At 62.3% G+C, this 16209-nt stretch carries 11 protein-coding genes; 6 read left to right on the top strand and 5 right to left on the bottom strand.

The window, feature by feature from the left end; genetic code table 11:
- The first annotated feature begins 358 nt into the window (after positions 1-358).
- Positions 359-1117: a M23 family metallopeptidase gene (locus tag EL217_RS03670; protein ID WP_005279895.1), complete on the top strand. Its 759-nt coding sequence runs from the start codon at positions 359-361 to the stop codon at positions 1115-1117.
- Here EL217_RS03670 and pcrA read toward each other — a convergent pair.
- The gene (gene pcrA, locus EL217_RS03665) at positions 1114-3657 is read right to left on the bottom strand and encodes a DNA helicase PcrA (protein WP_126318610.1); all 2544 of its coding nucleotides are present in this window, start codon (positions 3655-3657) and stop codon (positions 1114-1116) included. The two genes, EL217_RS03670 and pcrA, sit on opposite strands and share 4 nt — an antisense overlap.
- Positions 3658-3754: 97 nt before the next feature.
- Between pcrA and EL217_RS03660 the strand changes: the two genes are divergently transcribed.
- The 3 genes from EL217_RS03660 (at position 3755) to pgi (ending at position 7225) form a co-directional block, all read left to right on the top strand.
- Positions 3755-4078 (top strand): chorismate mutase, encoded by a 324-nt coding sequence (locus EL217_RS03660; protein ID WP_005279891.1) that lies wholly within the window; start codon positions 3755-3757, stop codon positions 4076-4078.
- 65 nt (positions 4079-4143) lie between these two features.
- Positions 4144-5490 carry a Na+/H+ antiporter family protein gene (locus EL217_RS03655; RefSeq protein ID WP_126318608.1) on the top strand — a complete coding sequence of 449 codons (1347 nt, stop codon included), beginning with the start codon at positions 4144-4146 and terminating at the stop codon, positions 5488-5490.
- 97 nt (positions 5491-5587) lie between these two features.
- Positions 5588-7225 carry a glucose-6-phosphate isomerase gene (gene pgi, locus EL217_RS03650; RefSeq protein ID WP_126318606.1) on the top strand — a complete coding sequence of 546 codons (1638 nt, stop codon included), beginning with the start codon at positions 5588-5590 and terminating at the stop codon, positions 7223-7225.
- A gap of 202 nt (positions 7226-7427) precedes the next feature.
- Here the strand turns inward: pgi and EL217_RS03645 are convergent, their stop codons facing one another.
- From EL217_RS03645 to EL217_RS03635, 3 genes are all read right to left on the bottom strand, one after another.
- The gene (locus tag EL217_RS03645) at positions 7428-7853 is read right to left on the bottom strand and encodes a YccF domain-containing protein (RefSeq protein WP_023017610.1); all 426 of its coding nucleotides are present in this window, start codon (positions 7851-7853) and stop codon (positions 7428-7430) included.
- A 35-nt stretch (positions 7854-7888) separates the two neighbouring features.
- On the bottom strand, positions 7889-8695 hold the full coding sequence (locus EL217_RS03640) for a DNA-formamidopyrimidine glycosylase family protein (protein ID WP_126318604.1): 807 nt from the start codon (positions 8693-8695) through the stop codon (positions 7889-7891).
- Positions 8696-8765: 70 nt separating this feature from the next.
- Positions 8766-13703, bottom strand: coding sequence for a DEAD/DEAH box helicase (locus EL217_RS03635; protein WP_172596709.1), 4938 nt, complete (start codon positions 13701-13703; stop codon positions 8766-8768).
- 35 nt (positions 13704-13738) lie between these two features.
- On the opposite strand from EL217_RS03635, the gene EL217_RS03630 reads away from it, so the two are divergent.
- Complete coding sequence (locus tag EL217_RS03630) at positions 13739-14497, top strand: 3'(2'),5'-bisphosphate nucleotidase CysQ (RefSeq protein ID WP_172596708.1); 759 nt, start codon at positions 13739-13741, stop codon at positions 14495-14497.
- Here the strand turns inward: EL217_RS03630 and EL217_RS03625 are convergent.
- Complete coding sequence (locus EL217_RS03625; protein ID WP_005279883.1) at positions 14494-15162, bottom strand: TetR/AcrR family transcriptional regulator; 669 nt, start codon at positions 15160-15162, stop codon at positions 14494-14496. The genes EL217_RS03630 and EL217_RS03625 overlap by 4 nt on opposite strands.
- Positions 15163-15269: 107 nt before the next feature.
- Here EL217_RS03625 and EL217_RS03620 point away from each other — a divergent pair, with 107 nt between their 5' ends.
- Positions 15270-16163 carry a hypothetical protein gene (locus EL217_RS03620; protein WP_005279882.1) on the top strand — a complete coding sequence of 298 codons (894 nt, stop codon included), beginning with the start codon at positions 15270-15272 and terminating at the stop codon, positions 16161-16163.
- Positions 16164-16209 lie beyond the last annotated feature (46 nt).

The raw sequence follows: 16209 nt of genomic DNA, 5'->3' as shown, positions 1-16209 counted from the left end.
GCCTTGTCGCAGGTAGATGGCAGTTTTCTAGCTTGGTGCCAGTAACCCCCTCTCCTCACCCCCGACAGCCACCCCCAGAGCTTAAACCAGTACTTCAAACCCGCAACTTTGGCCACTTTCGTAACACGCGCAACAAGCTGGCATGTTCGAAGCTTTTCGAATAAACGCCTTTTCTACCAGCATTTTTACAGATTGCGCGGTCTCTATGGGCAGGCTAACTTTTAACTCGTTGCCACAAGCGAACGCCAAATGGGGTATTTCCATTCCTCGGCGTGTCGCAGAGGGCAGTTGAAAGACGCCAAACCTTTAAGGTTTGCGCGCCTCGAGACCATGCACAGCCATGAAAAGGACTTAAACTATGAAGCGCATGAACCGCGCACGCAGGAATGTAGCGCTAAGCATCGTTACGCTTGGCACCGTTTTTGCTACCGGCACCTCCGCTTTTGCTGCTGATCCAGTGGCCAGCGTGGACGTTTCCAATGGCTCCTCTGAGCCGCAAGCAACCAACGTTGATAACGCGGGCGTTATCGACGCCGCCGTCGGCTTCGCAAACGCCGCCGCCGGTGTACTCACCGGCAAAGACGTCCCGGAATTTAGCCCGAACGAATCCGGCGGGATCAACATCATCTTGGACCCCTCCTCCGTTCCTGGCCTACGGGAAGCTTTCGCCCCCGAGGGCGACCGCTCTGGACTGACCCCTCAGCGCAGTCGCGATGCTGCCGGCAATACAGTGGTCTTTCCCACCTCCGGCACCTTGACTTCTGGATTCGGTATGCGCTGGGGCGCGATGCACAACGGCATCGACGTGGCTAACCCAGTCGGCACCCCGATCTACTCCGTCATGGACGGCACGGTCATTAACTCCGGTCCGGCACAGGGCTTCGGCAACTGGATTCGCATCCAGCACGTCGATGGCAGCATCTCCGTCTACGGCCACATGTCCGCTAGCTCGCTGCGCGTGAACGTGGGCGACCACGTTTCTGCGGGCGACCACATCGCGGACATCGGCAACGAGGGCCGCTCCACCGGCCCACACCTGCACTTCGAAATCCACCCAGGTGGCGGCGCGGCCGTTGACCCAGTGGGCTGGTTCAACGAGCGCGGGATCTCGGTCTAGAGCTTTTCCATCGGCACACCGCCGATGAGCATGAGCCGCACCTTGCCGGAGGAACCAAAGTCCACGGTCACCGTGGCGCGGGCACCGGAACCGGCCGTTTCAATTACGGTTCCGAGCCCGTACTTGGCGTGGTTGACGCGGTCTCCCACAGCAAGGTTGAGGTTCTTATTCTTCGGCATGGAATTAGCTGCAGGCTGGCGAGTGCGTTGCGAAGGGGAAGACGTAGCGCGCTGGCCAAACCCAGCACCCCCACCACCGGAATAGGCGCCACTAGAACCGCGGCGATAGCTCCGGCCATATTGATAGTCATCGGCTCCCCAGGAACCGGTGAGGTCACTATCGGAATCCTCTCGCCGCCAGTCGATGAGATCCTCTGGGATCTCGGCGAGGAAGCGACTGGCGGGATTGGTTACCGGATTGCCCCACGCAGAGCGCAAGATGGCGCGCGTGAGGTACAGCTTTTCGCGGGCGCGGGTAATGCCCACATAGGCCAGGCGGCGTTCTTCGCTTAATTCCTTCGGGTTACCCAGTGAGCGCATGTGCGGGAATTGGCCGTCCTCCCAGCCGGCGACAAAGACGACGGGAAACTCCAAGCCCTTGGCCGTATGCAGGGTCATCATGGTCACTACCCCAGTCTCAGAATCCGGGATCTGATCCGCATCTGCGACCAGGGAGACCTTTTCCAAAAAGGCCTGCAACGAGCCCGGCGCGGCTTCGCCTTCTTCTAATAGCTCATTGGGATCGACCGCATCCGCCCCGGCGGCGGCCAACTGGTTGGCGGCCTCTGAGGTAAATTCGCGGGCCACGGATACCAGCTCATTGAGGTTATCGAGGCGCGCGCCGTCCTGCGGGTCGTTGGAATTTTCTAGCTCCGCCTTATATCCGGTGGTATCCAGGATGGCGGTGAGCAGTTCGCCCAGATCGGGCTGGCCGGTCACCTCATCGCGCATGCCGGGGATTTGTGCGCGGATGCCCTCCATCATGTCGTTGAACTTGGTAACGGCATTAACGGCGCGGGTGCCAAGGCCGGGGACGTCGCCCCGGGGGACATCGGCAAGCGCCTTGCCAAAGCTTATCCCCTGGTTTTCCGCGTGCAGGGCAATCTGGCCCTGGGCCTTATCGCCGATGGCGCGCTTGGGAACATTGATGATGCGGCGCAGGCTCACCGTATCGTCGGGGTTATCCATAATGCGCAGGTAGGCCACCATATCGCGGATTTCGCGGCGTTCGTAAAAGCGCGTCCCGCCCACGACCTTATAGGGAATGCCGGAGCGAATGAAGATATCCTCCAGCGCGCGGGAGGAATTATTGGTCCGGTACATCACGGCGATATCGGAATAGCTGTGGCCCTTATCCGCCAGCGCGTCGATCTCTGCGGCGATAAAACGGGCTTCATCGTGTTCGTTATCCGCCACATACCCCACGATGGATTCGCCATCGCCGTGCGCGGTCCACAGGTTTTTCTCCCGGCGGTTCTCGTTTTTCGCAATCACGGCATTAGCCGCGTTCAAGATGGTCTGCGTGGAGCGATAGTTCTGCTCCAATAAGATGGTGTGCGCCTGCGGGTAGTCGCGCTCGAATTCCTCGATATTGCGGATGGTGGCGCCGCGGAAGGCATAAATGGACTGATCGGAATCACCCACCACGCACAACTCTGGGGCATCAGGACCCAGCTCGCCCTTGCCCACGAGCGCTGCTACCAGCGCGTACTGGGCGTGGTTGGTGTCCTGGTACTCATCAATGAGCACGTGCTTAAACCGCCGGCGATAAAACTCCACTACCTGCTTGTGCTCGGTGAAAATGCGCACTACTTCCCCGATGAGGTCATCAAAGTCCACCGCATTGGCCGCGCGCAGGCGGCGCTGGTACTCGGCGTAGACATCCGCCACGGTGGTCTCAAAGGGGTTCTTGGTCTGCTGCGCCTTGTCGGCTGCCTCGGCCGGGCCCACGAGCTCGTTTTTGTGGTTGGAGATCTGGTTCGCCAGCACGCGCGGGGTGTATTTCTTCAGATCCAACTGCATGTCCTTGGCAATCATGGATAGAAGCCTGCGGGCATCGTCGCCATCATAAATGGTGAAGTTGGTATTTAGCCCCGGCACGAGCTGGGCGTTCTGGCGCAGGATGCGCACGCAGATGGAGTGGAAGGTGGATACCCACATGCGCTCGGCCACCGGACCGACCAGGGAACCCACGCGCTCCTTCATCTCTGCGGCCGCCTTATTGGTAAAGGTAATGGCGAGGATTTCCCACGGGTTTACCCCGCGGTGGCGCATGAGGTACGCGATGCGGCGGGTAAGCACCGCGGTCTTGCCAGAACCCGCGCCGGCGACAATCAGCAGGGGCCTGCCGGTATGGGTGACCGCCTCTAATTGCTGTGGATTCAAACCTTGGGTTAAAGGATCGGATTCCGCGGGCCTAGGCGTGCTGCCAAAGGGGTTCTGCTGCTCGGGCTGGCTAGGGGCGAAGCCGCCGCGGGAAGCAGCACCGGATACGGGTTCGCGCGGGGTAGAAGTTGGGCTAAATGGAGAGTTATTCGTCATAATGCCTACCAACCTACTAGCCCCACCGGACATGGCCCGTATTTGCGGCATACCCTGCGCTTTCTAAATACCTGACCAAGTGGCACAATAAGGGACCATGACCGCTGAAGATAATGAATCCATCGTTGACAATGGCTTGGATATCCGCACGCCCACCGGCACGGATGATCCCCTATCTGATGCGGAAATCCAGCAGTATCGCGAGGAAATCAACCGCCTGGATCAGATCATCTTGGATGCCGTCAAACGCCGCACCGAGGTCTCCCGCGCGGTGGGCCGCACCCGCATGAGCTCCGGCGGCACACGCTTGGTGCACACCCGCGAGATCGCCATTCTCAATGAGTTCCGCGCGGAACTTGGTGAGGAAGGCCCCACCATCGCCTCTGCCCTGCTGCGCATGGGGCGCGGCCGCTTGGGATAAGTCCACCTCTCAACCCCTCGGATTAATTACGGGCTCGCCCATAGTATGCAGTACGCTTGCGGGGCATGAACGCAGTACTCATCGCCGTCATCGTCATGCTCGCGCTCGCCCTCCTGCGCGTGCACGTGGTGGTGGCGCTTTTTATCGGCGCGATCGCCGGCGGCCTCCTATCCGGTATGGGCCTGGATGCCACCATGTTGGCCTTCCAGGACGGGCTCGGCGGCGGCGCCAAGATTGCCTTAAGTTATGCCCTCTTGGGCGCCTTCGCGATGGGTGTTGCCTCCGCCGGGCTGCCGCAGATCTTGGCCAACGTTCTCATCGCCAAGCTCGGCGGCAGCGGCGAATTAGATCCCAAGGCCGCGGCCACCACCAAGTGGATGCTCGTTATTGGCCTTATCGCCATGGCCGTGATGAGCCAGAACCTCATCCCCGTCCACATTGCCTTCATCCCGCTGCTCGTCCCGCCGCTCTTGGCGGTGATGAATAAGCTCAAGCTGGATCGCCGCCTTATCACCACGTGCCTGACCTTCGGCCTTATCACCACCTACATGTTCATTCCGGTGGGCTTCGGGTCCATCTACTTGAACGATATTTTGCTCTTCAATATTGAAGAGGCCGGCCTGGATACCTCCGATATCAATATTATGCAGGTCATGGCCATCCCCGCCCTGGGCATGCTCGCCGGCCTGCTCATCGCCATCTTTATTAGCTACCGCGCCCCGCGCGAGTACGAGGACCGTCCCATTGCCGCCGCAGAGCACCAGGAAACGCCCTCGCGGTATAAAATCTGGGTTTCCATCCTGGCGATTATCGCCACCTTCGCCGTCCAAATCATCATGCAGGCGCTCGATTTCGAGTCCGATGGCCTGCTCGTCGGCGCCCTGACCGGCCTGGGCATCTTGCTCATTTCCGGCGCGGTGGATTGGAAGCACGCCGATGACGTATTTACCAACGGCATGAAAATGATGGCCCTTATCGGCTTTATCATGATCACCGCGCAGGGCTTTGCCTCAGTCATGACGGCGACAGAGGAAGTCGGCCCGCTTGTCGATGCCACCGCCAACCTCTTTGGCACCAATAAGTTCCTCTCCGCAGGCGCCATGCTTTTGGTCGGCCTAGTGGTCACCATGGGCATCGGCTCGTCCTTTTCCACCCTGCCGATTATCTCCGTTATCTACGTTCCCCTGTGCGCCTCGCTTGGCTTTAGCCCCGCGGCCACGGTGGCGCTCATTGGTACGGCAGGCGCGCTTGGCGATGCCGGCTCCCCCGCCTCCGATTCCACCCTCGGCCCCACCGCCGGCCTCGGCGCCGATGGCCAACACGATCACATCCGTGACTCCGTCATCCCTACCTTTATTCACTTCAATATCCCACTTCTAATCGCCGGCTGGGCGGGCGCGCTCATGCTCTAAATGCCACACTTCTCACGGTGCCGTTGGCACTCATTCTCGACTACGGTGGGAGGGGTACACATTGCCAATGCGCTCGTCGCCAGAAAGGCCAATTGCCATGGATATCACCGCATCGCCCCAGTGGAAAGACCTGGTCAAGGTATTTGAAGATAAGCAGGACATGCTCCTGCGCGATCTCTTCGCCAAAGACGCGAACCGCGCCGAGAACTACACCTTCGACGCCGCAGGCCTGCACGTGGATTTATCCAAAAACCTCATCGATGAAGACGTCCTCCAGCACCTGGTCGAGGTAGCCCGCGCCGCCGACGTGGAAGGCCGGCGCGATGCCATGTTTGCAGGCGAGCACCTCAACAACACCGAGGATCGCGCCGTGCTGCACACCGCGCTGCGCCTGCCGGTAGAAGATGACCTGCACGTCGATGGCCAAGATGTCGCCGCCGATGTCCACGAGGTTTTGGGCCGCATGCGCGATTTCGCCACCGCCCTGCGCTCCGGTTCCTGGTTGGGGCACACCGGCCACACCATCAAAAAGGTGGTCAATATCGGCATCGGCGGTTCCGATCTCGGCCCCGCCATGGCCGCACAAGCCCTGCGCTCTTATGAGGTGGCCGGCATTTCCGCGGAGTTCGTCTCCAACGTGGATCCCGCCGATATGGCCGCCACCTTGGACGGGCTCGATGCCGGCTCCACCCTCTTTATCGTCTCCTCCAAGACCTTTACCACCCAGGAAACCCTGACCAATTCCCACGCGGCCCGCCGTTGGCTCATCGAACAATTCGATGGCGATGAATCCGCCGTAGCCAAGCACTTCGTGGCCGTATCTACCAATGCGGAGCAGGTGGAGAAATTCGGCATCGATACGGATAATATGTTCCCGTTCTGGAATTGGGTGGGCGGGCGCTACTCCCTCGATTCCGCCATTGGCCTATCTTTGATGTGCACCATTGGCCCGATGGACTTCATGCGCTTGTTGGAAGGCTTCCACGCCATGGATGAGCACTTCCGCACCACCCCGCTAGAGCGCAATGTGCCCGTACTCATGGGCTTGCTGGGCATCTGGTACACCAATTTCTTCGGCGCCCAAACCCACGCCGTGCTGCCCTACTCGCAGGACCTCGGCCGCTTCCCGGCCTACCTGCAGCAGCTGACCATGGAATCCAACGGCAAGTCCGTGCGCCGCGATGGCACCGCAGTGACCACTGGGCAGACCGGCGAAATCTACTGGGGCGAGCCGGGCACCAACGGCCAGCACGCCTTTTACCAACTCATGCACCAGGGCACCCGCCTCATCCCAGCGGACTTCATCGGCTTTGCCCGCCCCAAGGAGGACTTCCCCACCGCGGACGGCACCGGCTCGATGCATGACCTGCTCATGGGCAATTTCTTCGCCCAAACCAAGGTGTTGGCCTTTGGCAAGACGGCAGAAGAAATCGCTACCGAAGGCGTTGAGGAAGACCTCGTGCCGCACAAGGTCATGCCGGGCAACCGCCCCACCACCACGATTATGGCCGAGGAGCTTACCCCCTCCACCCTGGGCGCGCTCATCGCGCTCTACGAGCACATCGTCTTTACCCAAGGCATCATCTGGGATATCAACTCCTTCGACCAATGGGGCGTGGAGCTGGGCAAGCAGCAGGCCAATGACTTGGCCCCCGCCGTCTCCGGCAGCCAAGAGGTAGATTCCGGCGACCAGTCCACCGATAAGCTCATCGGCTGGTACCGCGCCAACCGTTAGCTCCGGCCCGTGCCCGGGTCATGCGCCCCAGGCTCTAGCGTAAAAGTGTCCAAAACAACCGCGTTCTTAAAAAATCTGCCCTCAAATTCAGACAAACGCGGTTGTTTTGGACATATTCGTGCCTAAGCACCACAGATCACTAAAGCGCCCAGCCGCGAAGCAACATGTCGCTTCGGGCCAGGCGCTTTCAAACTAGGTGAATTTACAGCTTCACCATGGGCTGCCAGCCGGCCGGGATGCTCTTCGAGCTAACAACCTTGCGTCCGAAGGGGAAGCAGGTCACTGGAATCATCTTGAGGTTGGCCCAGGCAACGGGGATACCGATGATGGTAATCGCCTGGATGACGGCGGTAACGACGTGGCCGATGGATAGCCACAGACCAGCGATGACGAACCAAATGACATTGGAGATGCCAGACATCCCGCCGGTGCCCTTGCGGGGCTCCACCACGGAGCGGCCGAATGGCCACAGCGCGAACTGGCCCATGCGGAACGAGGCCACGCCCGCCGGAATCGTCACGATGAAGATGCAGGCGATGATGCCGAAGAGGAAGTAGCCCAGCGCAAGAACGATGCCGCCGGAGAGTAACCAGATGATATTAAATACAAGATTTAGTAGTGATCGCATGCCCGCCAGCTTAGCGCGAAAAGCGTAAAGGAACCTTAGAGCGGCTGGCAGTGCGGGCAGAACCAGATGATGCGCTCTAATTCGCCCTCGTCCCCACCGCGGTCAACGCCGCCCAGGGAATCCTTCTGGATGATGGTGCCGCAGCGCCGGCAGCGCTTGCGGTTGCGCCCAAAGACATAGGTAGTCTCCCCGGCCCGGCGCACGCCGGTGGTCACGCGGATGGGCGAGTTCCGGTTGGCCCACATGATGCGCTTGCCGATGTCCACTACCTGTTCCACATCCACCTCTGCCACCGGGGTGGCCGGGTGAACGCCGGCGAGGAAGCAGATTTCGGCGCGGTATTCATTGCCAATGCCTGCCACGATCTTCTGGTCCAAAAGCGCCGTGCCGATGCTGCGCTCGGGTCGCGCGCGCAAACGGCGCACCGTCTCTTCGCGATCCCAGTCGGGGTCCAAGATATCCGGGCCAAGGTGCGCGATGCGGCTAAAGTACTGATCCGCGTCGAAGATATCGACAAAGCCCAACCAGTGGCCTACGAGTTCAATATCGCGCGGTGAATGGGACAGTTGCAGCACGATGCGCGCGCTATGGCCGGGCTTGCGCCAGCGGTCGCCGGCGTAGTGGATGGCCCAGGTGCCCTCCATTTTTAGGTGGGTGTGCACGATGGTCTGGTCGAATTGCATAAAGAGGTGCTTGCCATAGGGCCACACGCGCTCGCAAATGGTGCCGGTGAGGTTAACGGTAGCGTGCTGCGGCACGCGCACGGAACAGCCGGTGACCTCGCGCCCGGCCATAAACTGCAGGCGGCGCGAAAGTTGTAGGACGGAATCGCCTTCGGGCATGGGAGCTGTCCTCCTTCCGTCGGACTCAGACACAGTGGCCCCACCAAAATACACCTGCGGGCGGGTAGCGCTAGCGGCGGTATCCGCCGCGCGGGCGGAAGCCACCAGAATTGCGAGGTGGCGGGGGCGGAGGCGGATCGTCGAAGCTGAGCTCCTCGATGGCCTCGGAGGCACGCCTGCCGCCGCGCAGGTCACCGCTCGAGCCACCCCTTGAGTTGTCCGGTGAGCCGTCCCGCGCTCCACGCTGCGGGACGCGCGGTTCACGCGGCGGCGCAGCCTGCCCGGCAATGCGCACGCCCTTCGGGGTGATTCCGGCCCCCAGCGAGCGCAGGATATTAGCCGCCGGGGTGTGGTGGATGGGGTTGCCATTGCACTTTTCAATCACCAGCGGTGACATGTGCCCGGCGGCGATGAGTTCTACGAGCGCGGATAGGAGGCGGGCGTAGACGTCGGTGGTCTCGATTCCATCGGGCAGGGCTTCGATAAACGTGGTCAGGGTCTTGCCGCCGCGGGTGAGGTGGGCAATGGGGAGGCCATCGCAAAGCACGACCAGTGCCCCGGCGGAGCGGGCCGGCCCGCCGGTGGCTTTGCCACCCGCATCATCGCGCTGCGGCCAAGGCAGCGCCGCGCCGTAGGGGTTGGCGGGATCCACGGCGGCGAGCACGAAGGTCTCTGGATCGGTGGTACCAGACGGCCAACCGGTGACATCGGGGGAATCCGCTAGGCCACGGAGGCGATCGATAATGGCCGGGGTGGAAAATTGCGCGGCACCGAGATCTTCGATGACATAGCCGCGCATGGCCTTGCCGGATTCCTCAAAGCCGGATAAGACCTTATAGGCCAGCGCGAAGCCGCCGAGGACGTCCTCGGCCACCACGGAGCCGCGGGTGACCACGCCGTAGCGATCCAGCCAGGCCTCGCCGTGCGCCACGGACCGCGAGGTGGCATCTTGGGCTGCGGGCACCGCCAGCGACCAGCGGCCGAGCATATCGGGTGGGGTCTGGCCAGCGCTTCCGCTGGCGTTTTGGGTCTGGGCGAACGAGGTGCGTCCCATGCGCAGCCGCGAGCGCGTGGGGCGCCGCTTGGAGCGGTGGGCGGTAGAACCGCGGCCCGCGCGGGAGGCACCGCGCCCGCCTGACGATAAGCGCGTGCGGATGGGCGCGAAGGAATCTGGGCTGGCCAGGCCCATTTCCACCAGCCCCCAGAGGGCCTCGCGGGTTTCCTCGGCGGTACCGGGGACCTCGGCGGCGATATCGGAAAAGAGGAAGCCGCCGCCGCGCTCGAGCACGCCTAAAATGGCGCACTGCAGCATGCTTACGCCCTCCGGATCGGTTTCGGGGGCCAGCTGGGCGGCGTAATCGGCAGGTAGCAGCATGACCCACGGGTCGGCGGCCCCGGCCTTTCCGGCGCCGAGGATCATCACCTCACCATTGGCGGTCAGTTCATCCAGCATGCGGGGCGAATAATCCCCCACGCGGGCGGGCAGAATGATGGATTCCCAGGCAGAAGCCGGCAGGCGCACCCCGGCGAGCTGTTCGATAGCGGAAAATACGCCATCGGCACCGCGCAGCGCGGGTCGTTTTCCGGCTGGCGCAATGCCATGCCACTCCGGGAGGAAGCGGGCGAAGGCGGCGCCGGAGACCGGCTCGGTATCCGCGCGCGCGGCAGCAAGCGAGCGCGAGCGGATGGTCTTTAGCACCTCGGCGGCGCAGTACTCTTGCTCATCGATGCCCTGCCGGTAGTGGCCCTCCACAATCGAATCCAGGCCGGCCAGGGTGGTATGCGCTGCGGAGACGGAAATGCCGAAGGCAGCGGTTAGGTCCGCGAGCACGAACGGGCCGCGGGTGCGCGCCCAGCGGCTGATGAGCTGTGGGAGGGCATCGGCAAGCGTGGCGACCTGGGCGGGGATGCCGGGAGGAATGGGGATACCGAGGGCATCGCGAAGCAGCGCCGCGTCCTGGGACTGGGCAAGGTGCTCGCGCCCGCCGATGCGCACCCGCATAATCCGCGAGCTCAGGCTATCCAGGGCGGCTAAGGGAACGTCCGTATACTCGCCCAGCTCCTCGACCGGGATGGGGCCGAGCACGCGCAGGAGATCCGCGACCTCCTCGGTAGTGCGCGCCCGGCGCGAGGGTGCGGTGCGCTGCAGCTGGGCATGGACCTCATCGATGATCGCGGGATCCAAGAGCTCGCGCAGCTCCACCGTGCCCAGCAGCTTGGCCAGAAGCGCCGGATCAAGGGCGAGCGCCGCCGCCCGCTTTTCCGCCAGCGGGGAATCGCCCTCGTACATGAAGGCGCCGGTGTAATTAAAAAGCAGCGAGGAGGCAAAGGGCGAAGGCTGATCCGTGGTGACCTCCGCGATGCGCACGCGGCGGTGCCCCAGATCGCGCATGACCTCCTGCAGCGCCGGGACATCGTAAACGTCCTGCACGCACTCGCGCACCGTTTCCAAAATAATGGGAAAGGACGGGTACTTGCGGGCAACATCCAAAAGCTGTTCGGCGCGCTGGCGCTGCTGCCATAGCGGGGCGCGCTTGCCGGGATTGCGGCGGGGCAAAAGCAGCGCGCGGGCCGCACACTCGCGGAAGCGGGAGGCAAAAAGGGCGGAATTGCCCACCTGCTCGGCAACGACATCGGCAATATCGTCGGCGTCGAAGGCAAAAATCGTGCCATCGGGATCGGCCTCGCCCTCGGGCAGGCGCAGCACGATGCCATCATCGCCGGCCACCGCCTGCGGGTCCATGCCGGTGCGCTCCCCCACCCGCGCACCTACCGCCAAGGCCCAGGCGGAGTTGACCGGCCGGCCAAAGGGCGTGTGCAGCACCACGCGCCAGTCCCCCAGCTCATCCTTGAAGCGCTCGAGCACGAGCGTCTTTTCATCCGGAATAACCCCGGTGGCCTCCTGCTGTTCGCGCAGGTAGGACAAGATATTGCTGCGGGCATTCTCATCAGCATCCGCGATAATGCTCGGGTCCGTATTTACCTCGCGGCGGTACTCGCCCAAGGCCTGGCCCAGCTCATAGGGGCGCCCCGCGCCATCGCCATTCCAAAACGGCAGCCGGCCCGTATGCCCCGGCGCGGGCGTGACCAGAACTTGATCGCGAGTGATCTCCTCGATGCGCCAGCTGGTCGCGCCCAGGGTAAAGACATCGCCCACGCGGGATTCATAGACCATTTCTTCATCGAGCTCGCCCACCCGGCGCGGGGCCTTGCCGGATTCGCCACCGCTATAGAGGAAGACGCCGAACATTCCCCTATCCGGGATGGTGCCGCCGCTGGTCACCGCGACCCGCTGCGCGCCCGGCCGCGGGGTCATCACACCAGAGACGCGGTCATAGACCACGCGGGGTTTTAGCTCCGCGAAATCCGTGGACGGGTAGACGCCGCTGACCAGATCGATGACGGAGTCATAAACCTCGCGGGCCAGCTCGCGGTAGGGATGGCTGCGCTTGACGGTGTCATACCAATCATCCGCGCTTAAGCCTTCCTCGCCCGCTGCAGCGACCGCCGCCACGGTCTGCTGCGCGAGCACGTCCAGCGGGTTGCGCGGGGTATGCATCTTCTCGATCATCCCGCCGCGCATGCGCGCAACCGTTAGCGTGGATTGCACCAGGTCCGCGCGGTGCTTGGGATAAAACGCGCCGTGCGATACCGCGCCCACATGGTGCCCGGCGCGGCCCACACGCTGCAGGCCCGAGGCCACCGAGGGCGGCGATTCTACCTGCACCACCAAATCCACCGCGCCCATGTCAATGCCCAGCTCCAGCGAGCTCGTGGCCACCACGGCCTTCAGCGTGCCTTCCTTCAGCATCGTTTCCGTCATGGCGCGCTCGTCCTTGGACACCGAACCATGATGCGCCCGGGCGATGACCGCCGGCGCCTTGCCCGCAACGTGCGAGTGCGCCATCAACTGGGCGGGATCGCGCCGGGTTTCCGGCGAGAGCGAATCCGGGTCATATTCCTGCGCGTAAAGCTCGTTAAGCCGGCTGGTCAGGCGCTCGGCGCTGCGCCGCGAATTTACAAAGACCAGCGTGGAGCGATGCGCCATGATGTCTGCATAGAGGTCCTGGGTAATAAACGGCCAGATGGAGTTCGCGGTGGGCAGCGCGGTGTCTTCTTCCCCACCGAAGTCCTCCCCGCCGAAATCCTCCAGACCGTCGCCGCTGCCTTCCGGCCCGCCGGTAATGCCAATGGCATCATCAACGGTAAGCTCCCCGATGGTCGAGCCCGCCTCCGGCGTGGGAAGATCCGACATATCCTCTACCGGCACGCGCACGTCCAGGTCCCACTTCTTGTGGGCCTCCGGCGCCACGATTTCCACCGGGCGGTTGCCGCCTAAGAAATCCGAGACGGCCGAAAGCGGGCGCACCGTGGCAGAAAGCCCGATGCGCTGAAAGTCACCGGCAATTTCTTGCAGGCGCTCCAGCGTCAGGGCGAGGTGCGCGCCGCGCTTGGTGCCGGCCAGTGCGTGGATTTCATCGATGATGACGGTATCGACGGTTTTCAAAATCCCCGCCGCCTTTGAGGTCAGCATCAAATATGCCGATTCCGGGGTGGTAATGAGGATATCCGGTGGCTTGCGCACCTGCCGGGAGCGCTCTGCCGAGGGTGTATCGCCCGAGCGCACGCCCACGGAAATATTCGGCGCCTCCAGGCCCAGCTTTTCCGCGGTGCGCGCAATGCCGGTTAGCGGCGCCCGCAGGTTATTTTCCACATCCACGCCCAGCGCTTTTAGCGGCGAGATATACAGCACCCGCACGCCGGTGGCGGAGCCTGCGGCGTTTCCCACCGGCAGGGCCAGTTGTCCTTCGCGCTCCACCAGGTTATTTAGCGCCCATAAAAACGCCGCGAGCGTCTTACCAGAACCGGTGGGGGCAACCATCAGGGCGTGATCCCCGCGGGAAATCTTGTCCCAGGCCTGGGCTTGTACCGCGGTGGGAGCGGCAAAAACGTCCTGGAACCACCGCGCCACTTGGGGGCGAAAGCGCTCGAGGATGTTTTCTGGCATGACCACACTCTAGTCCCCGTTGTAATGTGGGCACCATGACCGTCGAGATTTCTGATTCCCGCCTGACCAATTCGCTCGCCCAAGGCTGCGGCGAGATTTTAAAGGGTGTGCGCAATGGTGGCCTGCTACGGGGCCTTTCGCTTGGCGATGCCGGCGATGACGCCGCCCAAGAATGGATCGCCCGCGTATTAGAACAGCACCGGCCCGGCGATGGCGTGCTTTCTGAAGAGGCCTCCGATGACCTTGCCCGGTTAAAAAAGAAGCGCGTCTGGATCGTGGATCCGCTTGACGGCACCAAGGAATTTGCCACCGGCCGCCAGGACTGGGCGGTACACATCGCCCTCGTTGAGGACGGCACCCCAGTCCACGCCGCGGTGGGCCTGCCGGATTACGGCGTGACCTTCAAGTCCTCCGATGTGCGCGCCGTCGCCGGCCCGCTATCCAAGAAATTCGTCATCTCCCGCAACCGCCCGCCCAAGGTGGCCGGCTACATCGCAGAAAAAATGGGCTATGAAACCGAGGGCGTCGGCTCCGCCGGGGCCAAGGCCATGCACGTTCTGCTGGGCGATTATGACGGTTATATTCACGCCGGCGGCCAATACGAATGGGACCAGGCCGCCCCGGTAGGCGTTGCCATGGCAGCGGGCCTGCACTGCTCTCGCCTCGACGGCAGCCCCATCACCTTCAATAACGAGGACACCTTCATCCCCGATCTGCTCATCTGCCGCCCCGAGCTCAAAGACGAGATTCTAGAGCACGCCGCGGCCTTTGCTGCAGACAATGGCGGATTTTAGAGCCCTAACTCATCGGCGAGCCGCGACACAGCGCGGGTATGGAACTCAGCGAACTCGCTCAGCGTATCGCGCCCTAGGTAGCCGAAAACCTCGGCGTTGATCAGCCCGATGATCCTCACCCAAGCCTCCAACGCCATTTCCATGGCGTCCGCGCTGAGCTCGGAGCCCATATCTTTCGCGGCTGCCTCCATATCTGCATCCAGTTGGCGCGATCGCTGCCCCAACGACGCGACCGTAGACTGTTCTAGCAAGGCGGCGAGGCGGCGGCTAACTTTGGTACCCGCTGCTATCGTCTCGGCAGCTGGCGCTTGATAGCCCACAATCGGGGTGCCGTAAATCAGCCCCCACCGTTGCGGAAATTCAAGGGCCCACTGCCTCATCGCACCTACGAGGCCAATGAATCGCTCACGCGGTTGCGCACTCGGATCATCGCGCCGCACCACTGCCCCATCAAGGGAGTCAAAAGCATCAACAATGAGGAGAGTAATAAGGCTCGCCCTATCCGGTACGTAGCGGTAAATACCAGAAGGGACGATTCCTAGCTCACGGGCTATGGCCCGTAGGTTCAGCGCCTCTACACCACCACTAGCTAGTTGCTGCCGTCCCAGCTCGATGATGCGGGTCATCGTCTGCTCTCGGGCGCGCTCGCGTGGGGTTTGTGCCATGGGAAAACTATAGCAACTCACAAAAGAGAGCACTGCTCTTGCTTTCAGTGGCCCCGCCCTATACTTTTAGAGAGCACCAGTCACTAATATGAATAGGACTCCGGATAATGAAATACCTTATCACTGGCGCTGGACCCGTTGGCCGTGCGGTTGCCCGCGAACTCACCGCCCGAGGCCATGAATGCATCATCATGAGTCGCCACGGTTCCACACTCGACCTAGGCCCACACGTACAGCACATCACCGGCGATGCCACCCAAAAAGAGTCCTATCCCGCAGACGTCGACGGCATTGTCCACTGCATCCACGCAGCTTATAACGTCGAGGCATGGCGTACGCTCCTCATCCCCGCTGAGGACACAGCCCTCCACATCGCCGCCGAACGCGCCATCCCTATCGTCTTTCCAGAATCCATCTACGGATTCGATCCGAGCTACAAATCGTTTTCACCCGGTACCCCTTTAACCACATCCAGACAAGGAAAACCCGGTGTGCGCGCTGCGCTCATCAATACTCGCCTCGCTTCACCTGCCCGCACCGTATCGGTGGTGGCCGCAGATCTATTTGGCCCGGATTCTGGCCCGGGGTGCGTGTATCACCAACTGATCATCGGCAAGCGCATTCCCCTCGCGCTCTTCAATGCGCATACCAAGCATTCGGTTACCTACCTTCCGGACTTTGGCCGCGCGCTTGCCGATGCCCTCCTTGACCCCACCAGCCCACCTATCATTTCCGTACCCTGCGCCCCTGCAATTACCCAAGCGGAGTTCGCACATCTCGCAGGCTGCCGGCACTCGCCCATAACGCTGCGTCCGTGGATGCTCAAGCTTGGCGGGCTCTTTAACTCCGATCTTAATGGGCTGTTGGAGATGAGCTACCTGTGGGAACACCCCTCCATTTTGAGCGGTGCCACCGCCCAGTGGGAAGCCACCCCGATCGAGCAGGCACTGCGAGAAACACTTCGCGCAAGCAGTCCCACTACCAGCGCCGACAGGAAATAAAAACTCCAACTATCCCCATGGCTTTCTAACGTTCTACACTGGGGCA

Source organism: Corynebacterium segmentosum, assembly GCF_900637825.1.
GTDB classification, from domain to species: Bacteria; Actinomycetota; Actinomycetes; order Mycobacteriales; family Mycobacteriaceae; genus Corynebacterium; species Corynebacterium accolens.
This window is presented reverse-complemented; position numbering and strand designations above follow the sequence as displayed.